The organism is Grimontia sp. NTOU-MAR1 (assembly GCF_035758505.1).
Classification (GTDB): domain Bacteria; phylum Pseudomonadota; class Gammaproteobacteria; order Enterobacterales; family Vibrionaceae; genus Enterovibrio; species Enterovibrio marinus.
On the sequence record NZ_CP142108.1, the window covers coordinates 3,541,848 to 3,560,530 of the forward strand.

Genomic DNA, 18,683 nt, shown 5'->3' on the forward strand with positions numbered 1-18,683 from the left:
CAAGCAAGAGCGAGAAAAAAAATATCAAACTTGGTGTGTGATTAGAAAATATTCGATTAAAATGGTATTTTGGTGAATAAAAGTTAGTGCATGATGGAAAAAGCGCCAATCGACGGGGCGAAATGGCGCTTTAAAGTATCTAGCAGGCGAAGAATCTGTTTAGTGATTTAACTGTTCTTTAACGTGACGTGCGAAGCCTGAGCCAGCTTCTCGGTAGATGTTATAGGCTTCATCTACACCGAGCGCCTTGAGTTGCTCCAGTTCATCAGCGTAACGGGCGATAGCAGCTACTCTGCCTTTAAAGTTAAGCTGATTAATCTGCTCCATGGCAATGGTGTTGGCGTGGCTGTTTGGCATTGCTAGTAAGATGAGTTCTATTTCCTTTGAAGATGTAACTCGCGACCAAAAGTCGGGGTCTGTTGCGTCTCCCAGAATAACCTTACGTCCCTCATTACCATGACGCTCGACAGAGTCTTCACGAGCTTCAATACCTAATACTGCCCCCGAGTAGTCTTCTGATAGCTCATCATATGCTCCCGTACCTATGCGTCCCATCCCCAAAATAACCACTCGCGCATTACCAAGGCAGATGAGCTGGTCGTTATGGTGAAGCCTGTTCGGGTTGGGGTCATGAAGTCTACCAGATGTATACGCATAGATTTTGTGACTGAAGGTGTTGAGTGGGGCCGCCAAAACAAAGGAGAGGGAAACAGCAATTGCAATAGCAACCAAGACGCTACCCGGCATGATCCCCATTTGATAAGCGATACCGCCAACGATAAGCCCAAACTCGCTGTAGTTGAACAAGGTCAGTGTGGCGAACAGCGAGGTACGTACTCGGAATTTGAATGCACTGAAAATCAGGTAGTAGAGAGCACCCTTCAAAGGGAGAAGGGCGAGAAGAATTATCGCAATAAAAAAGCCCTGGACGGTTGGCTGTTCTGAAAGGCCAATATTAAGGAAGAAGCAAACAAGAAAGAGCTCTTTCAGATTGAAAAGGGACTTTGCCATTTCAGACGCACGAGCGTGGCCAGCCATCAGCATGCCAAGGATGAGTGCTCCTAAATCCGGCTTCATGCCAACCGCATCAAACAAACCGGCCCCGGCAACTAGCGCGAGAAATACAGCATAAAGCACCAATACTTCGCCGTGTCCCGCGCGATCCAAAAGCCTGAAAAGGATAGGGCGAGCCAACGGCAATGCAAAAAGTAACAGGGCTTCAATGCCTGGTACTTTGCCGGAGGCGATCGTTAAGAAAATCACCGCAAAAATATCCTGCATAATCAGGATACCGATGGCGAGTGTGCCGTAAGTGGCATTCATCTCGCCTTTTTCTTGTAGTGCTTTGATGGCGAAAACAGTGCTCGAAAAAGAAAGGGCAAAAGCAATCAGAGTAAGATCATTGAGGTTCAGGCTGGCGAAGGTTGAAATGCCAATGGTTTTGAGGGCGACTAGGCAGAGGGTAAAGAGGGCGGTGGTTGCGATGTTATGGAGCGTAGCGCCCAGCCAAATTTCTTTATTTAAGAGAGACTTTACATCTAGTTTGAGGCCGATGGTAAACAGTAACAGGGTGACGCCAAGATCTGCCAGAGTCTGAATCAGTGGCGTACTGGTGTATCCCGAAGCGTGAAGCGCGAACCCTGCTATCAGAAAGCCGACTAACGGAGGCATATGGCAGCGCAACATAAGGAAGCCGCTGACAAATGCGACGGCAATAATCACTAGATCCATAAAGCAGTAAATGTCCTAAAATCGGGGGAGTTGATGCCGTGGAAAACGGAAAGACTGAGTATCAACTCTGAAAAGTTGGTTTCAATGATAAAACAAAGGCAACACTGGTCACCAGTATTGCCTTTGTAACATTTTGCAAACTATGCGCTTAATTCCGCGCCGGTTTGAGTGTTAGTCTTCCAGCAGTCGCTGGAGCAGTGCGCCGTTTAGCATTGCACGCTTGACCAGAGCAAAAGCACCAAGTGTTGGCGTCGCTGAAAGACCAGCAGCCACGATAGGCAGGTTTTGATGGAAGGTGCGCAGAGATTGGTTCTCTACACAACGCTGGATTGCTGGGAAGACAACACTTTTAGCTTCCGTAATTTCACCCGAAATAACCACCTGTTGTGGATTGAACAGGTTGATGGTCATGGCAATAGCTTTGCCTAAATGATTGCCCACTTTGACCAGAACCTGACGCGCCAGTTCATCACCTGCGACAGCGGCGCGGCAGATATCCGAAACGTTCAAGTCTTTTTTACCCTGAAGCATACTCTCGTGGCCTTGTGCCAGCAGTTGTTGAGCGTGCTCAATAATGGCCGGGTTTGAAGCAACAGTTTCCAGACAGCCAAAGTTTCCACACTGGCATTTCTTACCCAGTGGATCAATTTGAATATGGCCTATTTCACCGACGTTGCGGTTATATCCTAAAAAGACCTGACCATTCACGATAATACCTGCGCCTGCACCATTGTGGACACTCACCAGCAGTGTATCGTAATAATTTTTACTTACCCCGAAATAATGCTCCGCAAGAGCCTGACCACGGGTATCATTTCCGATGAAACACTGCACGCCAAATTCATCACGAATTAAGTCACTTAACGGTAATTTGTCGATCGTAATATGTGGCATGTATTCCACAATACCAGCCTCTGCATCAACAAGGCCAGGCAGGGAAACAGCAACGGCGATCAGCTCTTTCAAGACATCTTGATGTGAGGCAAGGAAGGTATGCAGTTTGTAGATCAGACCTTCAATCAACGTATCCTGATTCGGATAGTGGAATGGCTCTTCGTGTTCTGCAAGCGGGTTACCGGCAAGGTCAAACAGTGTAAGCTCAATGCGGTCGCGTCCAAGGCGGACGGCAAGGGAGTGAAAAGGTGCGCACTCTGTGGTCAAAGAAATAGCTCGTCGACCACCAGTGGATGCCTGTTGCGCGACTTCTTTAATTAAGCCGCGCTCCAGTAACTGGCGGGTAATTTTGGTAACACTGGCTGGTGCAAGACTACTTACATCAGCTATTTGGATTCGAGAAATCGGCCCTTGTTGGTCGATGAGTCGGTAAACGGCGGCACCGTTTAGCTGTTTAACCAGATCTACGTTACCAATTTGTCCGCCTGTCATAAATTTCCTAATTCAATGTATATTCGCCATTAACCACAGTCGCTTTGACATTGAATTCACGGTCGAACACGGTCAGGTTGGCTACATATCCTTGTTTGATAGCGCCCAGCTTGTTATCCATGCTTATTGCACGAGCAGGATACAAGGTTGCCATGCGTACCGCTTCATCCAAAGCGATGCCCACATGTTCGACAGAGTTTTGTACTGCTTCAATCATGGTCAATGCCGAACCACCAAGTGTGCCATTCTCATCAACACACTTGCCATCTCTGTAATATACTTTCTTACCTACAAAAATAAAGTGATCTATGTCCGCTCCTGCAGGCGCTGCTGCATCGGTAACCAGAACAAGTTTTTCACCCTTGAGCTTGTGTGCAATGCGGATGTTTGCATAGTCGACATGAAAACCGTCGGCGATAACACCAGTGTAAACCTCAGGTGTATCGTAGATTGCGCCAACCATACCAGGTTCACGACCTGCAATTGGTGTCATCGCGTTGAAGAGATGAGTTGCGAATGTGATACCAGCTTTGAAACCTTTGCGCGCCTCGACATAGCTTGCGTTGGTGTGGCCTGCTGAAACCACGATGCCTGCTTTCGCCAGTTTCTCGATATGTTCAGAAGGTGTCAGCTCAGGTGCCAGCGTGACTTTGGTTACAACGTCTGCGTTAGCCGAGATAAAATCAATCATCGCGTCGTCAGAGCGGCGGATGTAATCCACGCTGTGAATGCCTTTTTTGGCAACGTTCAGGTAAGGGCCTTCAAGGTGCAGACCAAGCGCTTGGTTAGCGTATTGCTCCTGGTAATCACGAATCGCACTGACAGATGCTTTCATATCTTCATCAGAAGATGTGATGAGGGTAGGCAGGAAGCTGGTGCAGCCAGACTTGAGATTTGCCAAGTGCATCGTGTGGATGGTTTCCGCTGTCACTTTGTCATTGAACATGACACCGCCACAACCGTTCAGTTGTAGATCGATGAAACCAGGAGTCAGGAATGCGCCGTCCAGTGAACGGATTTCAATGCCCTCTGGCAATTCTTTTTCTGGGCAGATGTTCTGGATCAGGCCGCTTTCAACGACAACGGCATGATTATCCAGCACTTCGCTACCGGTGAAAATTCGGCAGTTTGTCAGTGCGTACATGAATACTTCCTTACCTTACAAGTTCTTGATGTTTTCTGCTTCCAGCTCTTGGAAGTACTTAACTGTCTTCACTTTCAGCTCCGCAGTTGATGGGTCATCACATACCATCAGTGCTTTAGGGTGCAGTTGTAGCGCAGATACAGTCCATAGGTGGTTAACTGAGCCTTCAACAGCTGCTTGCAGTGCTAGTGCTTTATTATGACCGGTGATAAGGATCATAACTTCTTCAGCATCAAGCAAAGTACCAACACCGATAGTCAGCGCATGCTTAGGTACCTGGTTAATATCGTTATCGAAGAAGCGCGAGTTTGCAATGCGCGTGTCTTCAGTAAGAGTTTTGATGCGAGTGCGTGAAGACAAGGAAGACGCTGGTTCATTAAATGCGATGTGACCGTCGTTACCAACGCCACCCATGAACAGGTTGATTTTGCCGTAAGACTTGATCTTGTCTTCATAACGTTGGCATTCAGCGAAATGATCTTCCGCATTGCCGTTCAGAAGGTTGATATTATCCTCTTGAATATCAATGTGATTAAAGAAGTTGTTATACATGAAGCTTCGGTATGACTCTGGGTGGTCAGCCGGGATGCCGCAATACTCATCCATGTTGAAAGTCACAACATGTTTGAAGCTTACTTCGCCTTGCTTATGAAGGTCAATCAGTTGCTTGTACGTGTTCAGAGGGGTGCCACCAGTTGGCAGGCCAAGAACAAAAGGGCGATCTTCGGTTGGGGAGAATTTGTTAATCGTATCAACGATATGACGTGCTGACCAAAGGCCTACTTCATGTGCTGTTTGTAGTGGGATAAGTCTCACGGGACACCTCTCAGTTAATTCAAAATCTGACTATACAGGATAGTGGATTTATATCTTAGTTTTCATCATAAAATAAGTTTTATGAGCGTGCTAGCAAAAATCCCGATCTCATAGTGTTTTGAGTGACGATAATCACAATTGCATCCGTTTTAATTTGCGGGGCGAAATTAATGGAATAAACTCCTCCTGACTCACATTGGATAGTAAAAAAAGTCCCATGTTGTCATTACACATCTGAGAAAGAACCACTATAGGGGGAACAAAGGTGAATATTCTCGGTTATTTCCAAAAAGTAGGTAAAGCACTTATGGTGCCAGTCGCCACGCTTCCTGCTGCTGCAATTCTTATGGGTGTTGGTTACTGGATTGACCCGAATGGCTGGGGTGCGAATAGCGCACTGGCAGCATTCCTGATCAAAGCTGGTGCTGCAATCATCGATAACATGTCTGTACTGTTCGCGGTTGGTGTTGCGTACGGTATGTCTAAAGATAAAGATGGTGCGGCAGCACTGTCAGGCTTCGTTGGTTTCCTAGTTGTAACCACGCTGCTTTCTCCAGGTGCAGTTGCGCAAATTCAGGGTATTGACCCAAGCGCCGTACCTGCAGCATTTGGTAAGATCAACAACCAGTTCGTAGGTATCTTGGTTGGTATCGTATCTGCTGAGCTTTACAACCGTTTCTCTCACGTTGAACTGCACAAAGCACTGGCGTTCTTCTCTGGTAAGCGACTTGTACCAATCCTGACCTCTTTTGCTGGTATCTTCATCGCATTCATCCTGATGTACGTTTGGCCAACTGTATACGGCGGTCTGGTAAGCTTCGGTGAAGGTATTCAAGGTATGGGCGAGCTGGGCGCGGGTGTATACGCGTTTTTCAACCGTCTTCTGATCCCTGTTGGTCTTCACCACGCTCTGAACTCAGTATTCTGGTTCGATGTTGCCGGCATTAACGACATCCCTAACTTCCTGGGCGGTGCTAAGTCTATCGCTGAAGGTACTGGTGTTGCTGGTGTGACTGGTATGTACCAAGCGGGCTTCTTCCCAATCATGATGTTCGGTCTGCCAGGTGCGGCACTGGCTATCTACCACTGTGCGAAGCCAGAAAACAAAGAGAAAGTTGCATCTATCATGCTGGCTGCTGCTTTCGCATCTTTCTTCACCGGTGTAACTGAGCCTCTGGAATTCTCATTCATGTTCCTGGCACCTGGTCTGTACGTACTGCACGCACTGCTGACCGGTATCTCTGTATACATCGCAGCATCTATGCAGTGGATTGCGGGCTTCGGCTTCTCTGCAGGTCTGGTGGATATGGTTCTGTCTACCCGTAACCCACTGGCGGTTAACTGGTACATGCTGATTGCTCAAGGTCTGGTGTTCTCGGTTATCTACTACACCGTATTCCGTGCAGCTATCCTGAAGTTCAACCTGGCAACTCCAGGTCGTGAAGAAGATGACGAAACTTCTTCAGACGTTCAAGGTTCAGCAGAAACTGGTGTTCTGGCTCGTCAATACCTGAAAGCTCTGGGTGGTCACGACAACCTGACTAACATCGATGCATGTATTACTCGTCTGCGCCTGACTGTCAAAGACGGCAGCCAAATCGACGAGAAGACACTGAAAGCACTGGGTGCGATGGGTGTTGTTAAACTGGGTACCAACAACCTTCAGGTTATCCTGGGCCCACTGGCAGAAATCGTTGCTGGCGAAATGAAAAAAGTCGGCACTACTGAAGACCTGTCTGACGTAAAACTGCCTTAATAAAAAATACTGACTAAACAGTCAACATAGCCGGCCTCTAACGGGGTCGGCTTTTTTTGGGCCTTTTTTAAGGCTATTCGTAGGGAAAATGAACAATGAACAAAACATTTAAGATGGGTATCTTGTCTGTTGCGATTGCTTCAGGTCTGGCTGGTTGCAGTTCTCTGCAGTCAGACGCAGCGCAACAAGGAAAGGTTGATGCACTGGCTTCTCAGCTGAATATCAGCTATGACGTGGAGACAAACCACGGTGCACAGGAAGGCATGGCATGTCAGGATATGGGCGCTGAGTGGGCGTCGTGTAACAAGATTCTGATGACTGTGGTTAACGACGGCGAAGCGGTTTCCGGCAACGACTGGAAAATATACTTGCACAGCATTCGTGTCATTCTGGATGTTGAAAACAAAGACTTCGCGATTGAACACATCACCGGTGACCTTTATGTGATGACTCCAACGGCATCCTTCGAGGGTTTTGCAGCTGGCGAAACAATCGAGATCCCTCTTATTCAGGAATACTGGACGCTGTTTGAAACTGACTTTATGCCTCGTGCATACGTGACAGCAGGTAATGCTATTCCTAAAGCAATTGCTTCGCTGAACACAGAAAACGTCGATGCTTACGTGGCAGAGATCGAAGGCAAGAACTGGAAGCGTACGCCGGAAGATAACAATGTGCTGGCGACTGCTGCATCCCGTTATGCGAAAAACAGAGATGTCGCAGCACTGGCAGAAGGTGCAATTGAAGCCTCTATCATTCCAACCCCGTTGAAAACCAAGCAAATGCGCGGCGCGCTGCACATTGCCTCAGGCTTCGCAGTAATCAACAACGCATTGGACGCTGACCAACTGGCGGCATTCGAAAAGCGCGCTGAGCTTCTGGGCGTGAATGTTGAGGGTGACATCGCGCTGAACATTAATGTTGATGCGAAAGCGTTCGAAGGCAAAGAAGCGGTATCAGGCGCATACAAACTGGCAGTGAATGCTGGTGGTGTTGAAGTGCTGGGCTTCGACAGTGTGGGTGCATTCTACGGTCTGCAATCTATGCTGGCGCTGATGGACAACGGTGACGACGAGATGCTGCCTTGGGTAGCGATTGAAGATGCCCCCCGCTTTGAATACCGCGGTGTGATGGTAGATGTTGCGCGTAACTTCCACTCTAAGGAAGCGATACTGCGCACTATCGATCAAATGGCGGCATACAAGCTGAACAAGCTACACCTTCACCTGACGGATGATGAAGGCTGGCGTTTGGAAATTCCGGGCCTCCCTGAGCTGACTGACGTAGGCGCAAACCGCTGCCACGACCTGAGCGAAACCTCATGTCTTCTGCCACAGTTGGGTTCAGGCCCAAGCACTGACAACTTTGGTTCTGGCTACTTCTCGAAAGCGGATTACATGGAAATTCTGCGTCATGCGAAAGCACGCGGTATTGAAGTGATCCCAGAAATCGACATGCCTGCACACTCACGTGCGGCGGTGGTTTCTATGGAAGCACGTTACCAGAAATATGCAGAGCAGGGTGATCTGGCGAAAGCAGAAGAATTCCGTCTGATGGATCCGCAAGATACGTCTAACGTAACCACGGTTCAGTTCTACGATAAGCGCAGCTTCATCAACCCGTGTATGGACTCGTCCATGAACTTCGTGAACAAAGTGATCATTGAAGTAAAAGCGATGCATGATGCTGTTGGTATGCCGCTGAATACTTGGCATTTCGGTGGTGACGAAGCGAAGAACATCAAACTGAACGCAGGCTTCCAAGATAACAACGCAACTGATCAGGTGGCGTGGAAAGGCAATATTGACCTGAGCCAGCAAGACAAGCCATTCGCTAAGTCTCCAATGTGCCAGAAGTTGATCGAAGAAGGTGTTGTGTCTGATTTTGGTCACCTACCAAGCTTCTTTGCGGAGAAAGTAAGTGGTGCAGTTGCTGAGCAAGGCATTGAGAACTTCCAGGCATGGCAAGACGGCCTGAAGTATTCAAAAGATGCTTCAGCGTTCAAAACCGAAAACATCCGCGTGAACTTCTGGGATGTGCTTTACTGGGGCGGTGATGCATCTGCATACGACTGGGCTGCGAAAGGTTACGACCTGATCGTCTCTAACCCGGACTACGTGTACATGGATATGCCATACGAAGTAGACCCGAAAGAGCGTGGCTATTACTGGGCAACCCGTGCAACTGACACTCGCAAGATGTTTGGGTTCGCGCCAGAGAACCTGCCTCAGAACGCAGAAACGTCAGTGGACCGCGATGGTAACGGATTCAATGGTAAAGGTACCGTTGAACACACCGAAGGCTTCCACGGTTTATCTGCACAACTTTGGAGTGAAACCGTTCGTACTGATGAGCAATACGAATACATGGTATTCCCTCGTGTGATTGCCGCCGCTGAGCGTGCATGGCACAAAGCAGACTGGGAATTGGATTACCAAGTGGGTAAGCAATTCAACCAAGAGACTTCTCACGTTAATAAAGATGCGCAACTGCAAGACTGGACGCGCTTTGCCAATGTGATGGGTCAGCGCGAAATGGCGAAACTGGATGCATCAGGTATCAACTACCGCATTCCTGTTCCAGGCGCCATCATGCTAGACGGCAAACTGCACATGAACATCAGCATGCCGGGTCTGCCAATGCAATACTCTGTAGATGGTGGTCAATCTTGGATGGACTACGTCGCTCCGGTAGCTCTTGACAACAATGCTAACGTAGAAGTGCGTGCATTGAGTGCAGATAAACAACGCGAAGGTCGCGCGGTTTCTCTGTAATTTCCCCCTTAAAGCATCAAAGCCCGCACTTCGCGGGCTTTTTTTTGTTCAAATGGCGTGAGAGCGTTCAGTAGTGGTTGAGTAAATAGCCACGATCGGGGATTATTGGGCGTTATTTAAAGTCTATTCAACCAAGGCGCTGAACGACAGCATCTCAAGTTCGCCTGGGTATAAGATCTGGATCTTCCAACGAGGTATTTTTTGATGAGTGAGTCTGAGGCTCGTCCAACTAACTTTATCCGTCAAATCATTGATAAAGATTTGTCAGGTGGTGTTCACAACACTGTTCACACGCGTTTCCCGCCAGAGCCAAATGGCTATCTGCACATCGGTCACGCAAAGTCGATCTGTCTGAACTTTGGTATCGCCCAAGATTACCAGGGTCAGTGCAACCTGCGTTTTGACGATACCAACCCAGAGAAAGAAGACATCGAGTTCGTTGAGTCTATCAAGAACGATGTGAACTGGCTGGGCTTCCAATGGGATGGTGAAGTTTGTTATTCGTCTGACTACTTCGACCGTCTCCACGGGTATGCGGTAGAACTGATCGAAAAAGGTTTGGCTTATGTTGAAGAACTGAGCCCTGATGAGATCCGCGAATACCGTGGCACCCTGAAGGAAGCAGGCAAACACAGTCCATACCGCGATCGCACTGTGGAAGAAAATCTGGCGCTGTTCGAAAAAATGAAGAACGGCGAATTTGCTGAAGGCAAAGCCTGTCTGCGTGCAAAAATTGATATGGCTTCACCATTTATGGTGATGCGTGATCCAGTGCTCTATCGCGTACGTTTTGCACACCATCACCAGACCGGTGATAAGTGGTGCATTTACCCAATGTACGACTTCACACACTGTATTTCAGATGCGATTGAAGGCATTACTCACTCACTGTGTACGCTGGAATTCCAGGACAACCGCCGTCTGTACGACTGGGTTCTGGAGAACATCACTATTGAGTGTCAGCCACGTCAGTATGAGTTCAGCCGTCTGAACTTGGAATACACTGTGATGTCAAAGCGCAAGCTTAGCCAACTGGTAAGTGAAAACCTGGTTAATGGTTGGGATGATCCACGCATGCCGACCATTTCTGGCCTGCGTCGTCGCGGTTACACGCCTGCATCAATTCGTGAGTTCTGTAAGCGTATTGGTGTCACTAAACAAGACAACACCATTGAGATGAGCTCACTGGAGTCTTGTGTGCGTGATGACCTGAACGAAAACGCACCTCGCGCGATGGCCGTGCTTGACCCAATCAAACTGGTTATCGAGAACTACGCAGAGGGTGAAATCGAAACGCTGAATGCAGCTAATCACCCGAACAAACCAGAAATGGGCGAGCGTGAAATCCCATTCAGCCGCGAAATCTGGATTGAAGCTGAAGACTTCCGCGAAGAAGCGAACAAGAAGTACAAGCGTTTGGTACTGGGTAAAGAAGTGCGTCTTCGTAACGCGTACGTCGTGAAAGCTGAACGTTGTGACAAAGATGCTGATGGCAAGATCACTACGGTTTACTGCACCTATGATCCAGAGACACTGGGTAAAGATCCGGCAGATGGCCGTAAAGTAAAAGGTGTTATCCACTGGGTATCTGCAAATGCAGGTGTTGAAGCGGAAATCCGCATGTATGACCGCCTGTTCACTGTGCCAAACCCTGGGGCAGCTGATGACTTTGCAGCGACCATTAACCCTGAGTCACTGACTGTGGTTCGTGGCTACGTAGAGCCAAGCCTGAAAGCAGCAGAAGCTGAGCAGGGCTATCAGTTTGAGCGTATGGGTTACTTCTGTGCAGATAGTAAAGTCAGCAAAAAGGACGCATTGGTGTTCAATCGCACGGTGGGCCTGCGTGACACCTGGGCGAAAATTGGTGATTAAGTTGCCTTGAATACAAAAAACCGGAGCTTGGCTCCGGTTTTTTTGTCCCAATCAATCGGCGTAATTAAGCGTCATGAATGCTAGGGTCGTCTTTACATCCACTCTTAGTGCAGTGGCCATAAAGATACAAGCTGTGGTTTGTAAGCCTTATGTTGAATTGGTTTGCGATATCTTTCTGGCGCTCTTCTATCACATCGTCTGTAAATTCGATAACGCGACCACAATCCAGACAAACTAAATGGTCATGGTGGTGTTGTGTCGCCAGCTCAAAAACCGATTTACCGCCTTCAAAGTGGTGGCGGGTGACAATACCGGCATCATCGAACTGGTTAAGTACGCGATATACTGTCGCAAGTCCAATTTCTTCGCCGATATCGATAAGCTTTTTGTAAAGATCTTCAGCGCTAATGTGCTGACAGTCCGGCTCTTGCAGAACTTCTAAGATCTTCAAGCGAGGCAGCGTTACTTTTAGGCCTGCGTCTTTTAGTGCCTTGTTATTATCTGACATCCGGTTCTTTCCTACGTGATTGCTTTTCCCTGTGTGAGAGAACGGGAAAACTGATAGTTAGCGTAACAAATGTGATAAGAGGCCGCCAGTACAAAGGGGTAAATATCTGGCCTAATTGGTTGGTTTTGCGGCTTGTTGTCGCATTGTAAAACTGGCAGTATTTGCTGGTATGACCAGAAAAGGGATTCCTGTGTACAAATTTTACAAACCCGGCATTGTGAAACTCGCCTTGAATTGTTGGCCTCCATTCTGGGGAGCGGGTATCAAGATCCTGAATATTAGCGAAGATTTTCGGCATGTTAAGATGCGTTTGAAGCTCCGCTGGTGGAATAAAAATGCCAACCGAACCCAGTATGGCGGAAGTATTTTTTCTATGACAGATCCCACCTATGCTCTCATGCTGATGGGAATCCTTGGTGAAAAGTATTTCGTTTGGGACAAAGAGGCTGACATCAACTTCATTAAGCCTGGAGCGACAGATCTGTTCGCTGAATTTGTGATTTCCGAGGAAACCGTTGCTTCCATTCAGCAAGCGACTATCAACGGCGATAAGGTGTTTCCCGAGTTCATCGTGAATGTGCAAGATGCTAATGGGGAAGTGGTGAGCCGGGTGCGCCGCGTATTGTATGTGCGCAAAAAACCAAAGTACCGCGAAGAAAAGTCAGCTTAAGACTTTACAGCAGATATAAAAAACGCGCACTGGGCGCGTTTTTTGTTTTTGGTAATTGCTTAACTTAACCTTCCAGTTCAGCCAGGCACATTTCCTCGTAGACTTGGTTGACCCATTTTTCTACGCGGGTAGAAGTCAGTTCCGGTTGACGATCTTCGTCAACACACAGGCCAACGAAGTTACTGTCATCAACCAGTGCTTTCGATGCTTCGAACTCATAACCTTCCGTCGGCCAGTGACCAATAATGGTGCCGCCTTTGGTTTCGACGATGTCACGGATGGTACCCATCGCGTCACAGAAGTATTCTGCGTAGTCTTCCTGATCACCACAGCCAAAGATTGCAACCAGCTTGGTTGAGAAGTCGATTTGCTCAAGTTCTGGGAAAAAATCATCCCAGTCACATTGTGCTTCACCGTAGTACCAAGTCGGGATGCCAAGCAGGAGCAGATCGAAGTTATTAATATCTTCTTTGCTGCTCTTTGCAATGTCCTGAACATGGACCATTTGCTTGCCCAGTTGTTTTTGAATCATCTTGGCGATAGCTTCAGTGTTACCTGTATCGCTACCAAAGAAGAGACCTACGCTCGCCATAATAGAGAATACCTATTTATTGTTAATCGAGCCGCAATATACACAGCCCAGAATGTAAAGTGTAGAAGAAGGCTCGGCCTTCTTGCCGTTGGAATCTTTTAAGGTGGTGTGGCTGTAGACTCAGATGCCTACCCCTTCCCAGAAAAGCTGGATCACGCCCTTGGTAATAAAACCTGCGCACCCGAGGAAAAGTACCAGCCACACGATTCTGCGGCCAAATGGTGGAACTTTCCCCTCTTTGAGCACGTCCTTGATCGCCATACCAATAAAAAAGAAGATACCTGCAAATAGCAGATCAAGACCTATCTTCTCGAGCAATTCGAAGTGCTCGTATAGCATTACCGCCTCCGTTCGGAACCCATTTTCGCCGCGCACTATAGCATAAGTGGGAGTGCTCTGTTAACGCTCTGAGTTTGTTAAAAAGCGAGTGATCACACGTGCTACGGTGGCAGGTTTTTCTGCGTGTAGCCAGTGTCCAGTATTCGCAATGACGTGTGCTTTGGCGCGTGGGAACTGTCGCTCTATATCCGCTCGGTGTTCGGCTGCAATATAATCTGAATTGGCACCTTTTAAAAACAGTGTTTCACCTTCGAAAACACCCTGCTCAGGCCATCCGGTAATGTCCAGATAGTGTGTTTCAAGGGTTGGGACATTGAAGCGCCAATCAAAGGTACCATTTTCTTGTTTAGCGAGAGATTTTAACAGAAACTGACGCACCCCCGGCTCTAGGATATGCTCAGCAAGTGCTGCTTCCGCATCTTTTCTGCTTAGGATAGGTTGGGCCATTGAGGCATTGAGACCTGCTAAAACTGCGTCATGTCGGCGAACTTTGTATTCAACGGGGGCAATGTCCATAACCACAAGATCTTCGAGGTGATCTGGATGGAGTTGTGCAAGCATCATGGCAACTTTTCCACCCATTGAGTGCCCGACAACAGAGACCTTCTCCAGTTTCTGCTGGTCTAAAAAATCCTTCACGGCAGTGGCTTGGGATACATAATCAACGTTTGCGGAGCGCGGAGACTGGCCGTGGTTAGGTAAGTCAATTTGATAGACCTGATAGTGTTCTGCCAGTACCTTTGCCAGCCCGCCAAGATTGTCCAGACTGCCAAACAGTCCGTGGATCAACAGGAGCGGGCTTCCTTCGCCCTGGATCTTGAAGTTCAATTGCACAGCGGTTTTCCTGTTAAATTCATGGTTGAGCGTAGTATAGCGATCCTGAAGGCGACTCAAAACCTTACCTCGATCACGAAGAGAGTTATTCTCACTGAAACCAGCATCTTGAGGTGGCTCGGGTACCCCTAACTCTGTATAATCACAGTGTTGAATTGTAAACAGGACACGATGATCAAACGATGAAGACAATTGAGGTTGATGAAGAGCTATACCGGTACATTGCCAGCCAGACCCAGCACATTGGTGAAAGTGCATCGGACATTCTGCGCAGGCTGCTGATGGCACCGAAGGTGGAGCAACAACCCGTTGCAACGTTGACGCCGAGCCCAGAGACAAAGGGCATTGTTGTCAGTAAAGACGCGGGCAAAAGCGATACCGTTGATCGTGTAAAAGAAATGCGCTCCCTGTTGATATCAGATGAATTCGCGGCGCAAGAGAAAGCGATTGGCCGATTCATGCTGGTACTTTCGACCCTATACCGTATTGATAATCAAGCATTTGCTGAAGCGACAGCGTTGAAAGGGCGTACGCGCGTCTATTTTGCTGATAATGAGCAGACGCTACTGGAAAGCGGCAAGACGACCAAACCGAAACACATTCCTGAAACGCCATTTTGGGTGATCACCAATACCAATACTGGACGTAAACGCCAGATGGTTGAGCAACTTATGACCAAGATGAGCTTCACCAACGACATCACTGAAAAAGTGGTCGGCGAGATTTAACCTCGTAGGGTTAGGTGCCAAACAAACATAATGAATGAAGAGGCCTTGTCATTGACGGGCCTCTCAATATATCTAGACCTATTGGGTATTTAGCGCAGAGGTTCTGCTGCTTCTCAACTGGTTAACGTCAGAATTATTTTAAGGATGCGAGTGAATGGCTAGCCATGAACGTGCCGGGCAACGAGCCCAGCAACAAGATCTCCATAATATTCCAATGTTGGTGTCGAACTACTTCCAATTGACACCAGACTCTAGCAATCCAGCCCACAAAGTGGAGTTTGGTACTTCCGGTCACCGCGGCTGTGCCGACAAAGTGACTTTTAACCAACACCATATTCTGGCCATTGCTCAAGCAGTTGCTGAGGTGCGTGCTGAGAAAGGTGTGACTGGCCCTTTATTTGTGGGTAAAGACACACACGCACTGTCTGAGCCAGCGTTTTGTTCTGTGGTCGAAGTGCTTGTAGCGAACGGCGTGTCCGTGATTGCTCAGAAAGACGGTGGTTATACCCCAACGCCAGGCATCTCCCATGCGATCTTGACTCACAATAAGAAAAATGCCGACAAAGCGGATGGTATTGTGATCACGCCCTCGCACAATCCACCTCAAGATGGCGGTATCAAATACAATCCAACACACGGCGGTCCTGCTGAAGGTGATCTCACTAAAGCTATTGAGCAGCTTGCCAACACACTGATTGCAGAAGGTTTGACAGGCGTTCGTCGCGTGACTTTCGCAGAAGCCGTTGACAGCGATCTGTTTGTTGAAACAAACATGGTCATGCCTTATGTACAGGACTTGGCTTCTGTCGTCGATATGGATGCCATCAAAAAAGCAGGTCTTCGTATCGGTATTGATCCACTAGGTGGCTCAGGTATTGATTATTGGAAATCGATTGCTACGTATTTCGACTTGGACATCACGATTATCAATGATGATGTGGATCCGTCATTCCGTTTTATGTCACTTGATAAAGATGGCGTGATCCGTATGGATTGCTCATCACCGTCTGCGATGGCTGGTCTTCTTGCGTACAAAGACCAGTATGATCTGGCATTCGGTAACGATCCTGATTTTGACCGCCATGGTATTGTAACTCCAGCAGGTCTGATGAATCCGAACCACTATCTCGCTGTGTGTATCGATTACCTTTACCAGCATCGTCCACAGTGGGGCGCAGAGGTCGGTGTAGGTAAAACACTGGTATCGAGCGCAATCATCGATAAAGTGGTCGCTAATCTTGGTCGCAAATTGTGCGAAGTTCCCGTAGGCTTCAAGTGGTTTGTTGATGGCTTGTATTCAGGTGAAATCGGCTTTGGTGGCGAAGAAAGTGCAGGAGCATCTTTCCTGCGTATGGACGGCACAGCTTGGGCGACGGATAAAGACGGTATCCTGCTTTGCCTTCTGGCAGCAGAGATAACCGCTGTTACAGGCAAGAACCCTCAGCAGTACTACGATGAGCTCGCTGCGAAATTTGGCGCCTCTAGCTATGCTCGCCTGCAAGCACCAGCTAATGGCGAGCAAAAAGCGGTGTTGAGCAAACTTTCTGCGGAAATGGTTACGGCTGAAACCTTGGCCGGTGACACAATCACAGCGAAACTGACTCATGCGCCGGGCAATGGCCAGGCGATTGGTGGTCTTAAGGTGACAACTGAGTTTGGTTGGTTTGCCGCGCGTCCATCAGGCACAGAAGATATTTACAAAATTTACTGTGAAAGCTTCAAAGGTGAAGAACACCTTACACTCATCCAGAAAGAAGCTCAGAGCATCGTGAGTGATGTGTTCAAGGCTGCAGGGCTTTAGTACGCCTCAGCGAAGTGAAAATTGAAAAGCCACCGCATCGCGGTGGTTTTTTTTATATCTAAATAAGGGGCAAGGCGACTCAAAGAGAAGGCCAATTATCTGGAACAACAAACCAGCGGTGACGGTTTTCGTCAATAAGATGCGTTGCCCTCGTGACAGTTTCTGGCAACGAATATACAGGCAGATCCTCCAGAGAAGGTGCTTCCATCCACTGTGCTCTGGTTAGCTCGAAAAATTTTACATCTTTAGGCAATTGGTAGGGCCAACACCAAAATCCATTGACGCTCTGCTCTTGCACATCTGGAGGTGAAGGCAAATCACCAAGAGATAAGAAAGGATTAGTGTAAAGTCGGCCTTGAACCAGCAACCTGCGTTTCTCGATAGGGTATTGGGAATACTGACTCTGATACTCCTCAGTATCTGACAGCATCAACTGTTGGTCAGTCATCTTTTGGTACTTCTTCGCCAGTGTATCTTTGGCATTGGGGCCTCGCCATTCTCCTTCGAAAGCCAGATAAAACTTGATGGCAACTTCCCAGTGTTCCAATTTTCCTTCCGGATTTTCTACCACAAAATCAATGGCACCCAGTGTGCGTTTATCTTTTTCTACCTGAAGCTCTTCCGCAATCAGATGATAGGTTTCGCTTTGCTGCAGACACTGATTGATGAGCCATTGGTAGTAAAAGCCAATTCTATGACCACCCTCATAAGCAGGGTAGCGCTCGAATGAAAATGAAGTCCAGAATGTAAGGGGAACAACGCTCGAAGATTTTTGATTGATGATGTCTGATGACTGTTGAATCCAAGCAATATCCTTTTGGACTTGAGTACTGTCTGCGAACATGGATGACTTTCCTTGATGGTTGTACCGAGAGCATATAGCAAACGAGGTTCACCTGCATCGATAGGGTGGTTAGAATAGACTTAATTGACACAAAAGATTCGGGAAGAAAATGAATAATTACCAACTGGAATCGGTTCTCAACGAATTTCTAAAGCCTTTTGCAATGAAAGATTACTGCCCCAATGGGATGCAGATTGAAGGCAAAGAGGAAGTGCGAAAAATTGTCACTGGTGTGACGGCTTCACAAGCTTTGATTGAGGCTGCGATTGAGCAAGACGCGGATGCGTTGCTGGTTCATCATGGTTATTTCTGGCGAGGAGAGTCCGAGCCGCTCAAGGGCATGAAGTTTAAGCGTATCAAGTCTTTGATTGAAAATGGTATTAACCTCTATGCCTATCATCTGCCATTGGATGTTCATCCTGAAGTAGGAAATAATGCTCAACTGGCGACGCTTTTGGGGATTGAACAGCTTGGTGGCTTAGAAGATGGCAATTCAAACTCTATTGCCGTTTGGGGTGAATTGCCCAGTGCATTATCGGCAAAAGATTTTGGTAAATTGCTGGCGACGAAGTTAAACCGTGAGCCACTGCATATTGAAAGCGGTATTGCTAAGCCCATCAAGAAAGTCGGATGGTGTACAGGCGGTGGTCAGGACTTCATCGATCTTGCTGCAAGCAAGGGGATGGATGCGTTTGTTTCTGGAGAAATTTCCGAGCGAACAACATATTCTGCACGAGAGCTATGTATCCATTACTTCAGTGCGGGACACCATGCAACTGAACGTTATGGTGTGAAAGCTTTGGGGCAGTGGCTTGCTGACCAACATGGCTTTGAAGTGACCTTTATTGACATCGATAACCCAGTCTAACGTGTTAAAAAAGCAATAAA

The 18,683-nt window shown here is 47.8% G+C and carries 16 protein-coding genes; 7 read left to right on the forward strand and 9 right to left on the reverse strand.

Annotated elements, in window-relative coordinates:
• Window positions 1–159 precede the first annotated feature (159 nt).
• The 4 genes from VP504_RS16455 to nagB all read right to left on the reverse strand — a co-directional run bounded on the left by VP504_RS16455 (window position 160) and on the right by nagB (window position 5,077).
• The gene (locus tag VP504_RS16455; protein ID WP_325892111.1) at window positions 160–1,731 is read right to left on the reverse strand and encodes a cation:proton antiporter family protein; all 1,572 of its coding nucleotides are present in this window, start codon (window positions 1,729–1,731) and stop codon (window positions 160–162) included.
• Window positions 1,732–1,902: 171 nt separating this feature from the next.
• Window positions 1,903–3,117, reverse strand: coding sequence for a DNA-binding transcriptional regulator NagC (gene nagC, locus VP504_RS16460; protein ID WP_325892112.1), 1,215 nt, complete (start codon window positions 3,115–3,117; stop codon window positions 1,903–1,905).
• 7 nt (window positions 3,118–3,124) lie between these two features.
• Window positions 3,125–4,261: an N-acetylglucosamine-6-phosphate deacetylase gene (nagA, locus tag VP504_RS16465; protein ID WP_325892113.1), complete on the reverse strand. Its 1,137-nt coding sequence runs from the start codon at window positions 4,259–4,261 to the stop codon at window positions 3,125–3,127.
• A gap of 15 nt (window positions 4,262–4,276) precedes the next feature.
• Complete coding sequence (gene nagB, locus VP504_RS16470) at window positions 4,277–5,077, reverse strand: glucosamine-6-phosphate deaminase (RefSeq protein ID WP_325892115.1); 801 nt, start codon at window positions 5,075–5,077, stop codon at window positions 4,277–4,279.
• Between the two features lie 265 nt (window positions 5,078–5,342).
• Here nagB and nagE point away from each other — a divergent pair, with 265 nt between their 5' ends.
• The 3 genes from nagE to glnS all read left to right on the forward strand — a co-directional run bounded on the left by nagE (window position 5,343) and on the right by glnS (window position 11,479).
• Window positions 5,343–6,833 (forward strand): N-acetylglucosamine-specific PTS transporter subunit IIBC, encoded by a 1,491-nt coding sequence (gene nagE, locus VP504_RS16475; protein WP_281544151.1) that lies wholly within the window; start codon window positions 5,343–5,345, stop codon window positions 6,831–6,833.
• 95 nt (window positions 6,834–6,928) lie between these two features.
• Window positions 6,929–9,607: a beta-N-acetylhexosaminidase gene (locus VP504_RS16480; protein ID WP_325892116.1), complete on the forward strand. Its 2,679-nt coding sequence runs from the start codon at window positions 6,929–6,931 to the stop codon at window positions 9,605–9,607.
• 204 nt (window positions 9,608–9,811) lie between these two features.
• Window positions 9,812–11,479, forward strand: a complete 1,668-nt coding sequence (glnS, locus tag VP504_RS16485) for a glutamine--tRNA ligase (RefSeq protein WP_325892117.1) — start codon at window positions 9,812–9,814, stop codon at window positions 11,477–11,479.
• Window positions 11,480–11,543: 64 nt separating this feature from the next.
• On the opposite strand, the gene fur is transcribed toward glnS, so the two are convergent.
• Window positions 11,544–11,987: a ferric iron uptake transcriptional regulator gene (gene fur, locus VP504_RS16490; protein ID WP_062704885.1), complete on the reverse strand. Its 444-nt coding sequence runs from the start codon at window positions 11,985–11,987 to the stop codon at window positions 11,544–11,546.
• Between the two features lie 169 nt (window positions 11,988–12,156).
• Between fur and VP504_RS16495 the strand changes: the two genes are divergently transcribed.
• On the forward strand, window positions 12,157–12,657 hold the full coding sequence (locus tag VP504_RS16495; RefSeq protein WP_198159438.1) for a DUF4442 domain-containing protein: 501 nt from the start codon (window positions 12,157–12,159) through the stop codon (window positions 12,655–12,657).
• Between the two features lie 64 nt (window positions 12,658–12,721).
• On the opposite strand, the gene fldA is transcribed toward VP504_RS16495, so the two are convergent.
• From fldA to VP504_RS16510, 3 genes are all read right to left on the reverse strand, one after another.
• Entirely contained in the window at window positions 12,722–13,249 is a 528-nt protein-coding gene (gene fldA / locus VP504_RS16500; RefSeq protein WP_062704887.1) for a flavodoxin FldA, read from the reverse strand.
• A gap of 120 nt (window positions 13,250–13,369) precedes the next feature.
• Complete coding sequence (locus VP504_RS16505) at window positions 13,370–13,588, reverse strand: DUF2788 domain-containing protein (RefSeq protein ID WP_325892119.1); 219 nt, start codon at window positions 13,586–13,588, stop codon at window positions 13,370–13,372.
• Window positions 13,589–13,648: 60 nt separating this feature from the next.
• Window positions 13,649–14,422, reverse strand: coding sequence for an alpha/beta fold hydrolase (locus VP504_RS16510; RefSeq protein ID WP_325892121.1), 774 nt, complete (start codon window positions 14,420–14,422; stop codon window positions 13,649–13,651).
• Window positions 14,423–14,604: 182 nt separating this feature from the next.
• On the opposite strand from VP504_RS16510, the gene seqA reads away from it, so the two are divergent.
• Window positions 14,605–15,150: a replication initiation negative regulator SeqA gene (gene seqA / locus VP504_RS16515; RefSeq protein WP_325892122.1), complete on the forward strand. Its 546-nt coding sequence runs from the start codon at window positions 14,605–14,607 to the stop codon at window positions 15,148–15,150.
• Between the two features lie 154 nt (window positions 15,151–15,304).
• The gene (pgm, locus tag VP504_RS16520; protein ID WP_325892123.1) at window positions 15,305–16,951 is read left to right on the forward strand and encodes a phosphoglucomutase (alpha-D-glucose-1,6-bisphosphate-dependent); all 1,647 of its coding nucleotides are present in this window, start codon (window positions 15,305–15,307) and stop codon (window positions 16,949–16,951) included.
• A 79-nt stretch (window positions 16,952–17,030) separates the two neighbouring features.
• Here pgm and VP504_RS16525 read toward each other — a convergent pair whose 3' ends face one another.
• A complete protein-coding gene (locus VP504_RS16525) occupies window positions 17,031–17,795 on the reverse strand; it encodes a DUF1853 family protein (RefSeq protein ID WP_325892124.1) in 765 nt (254 codons plus the stop codon).
• 109 nt (window positions 17,796–17,904) lie between these two features.
• On the opposite strand from VP504_RS16525, the gene VP504_RS16530 reads away from it, so the two are divergent.
• The gene (locus VP504_RS16530; protein WP_325892125.1) at window positions 17,905–18,663 is read left to right on the forward strand and encodes a Nif3-like dinuclear metal center hexameric protein; all 759 of its coding nucleotides are present in this window, start codon (window positions 17,905–17,907) and stop codon (window positions 18,661–18,663) included.
• Window positions 18,664–18,683: the final 20 nt, after the last annotated feature.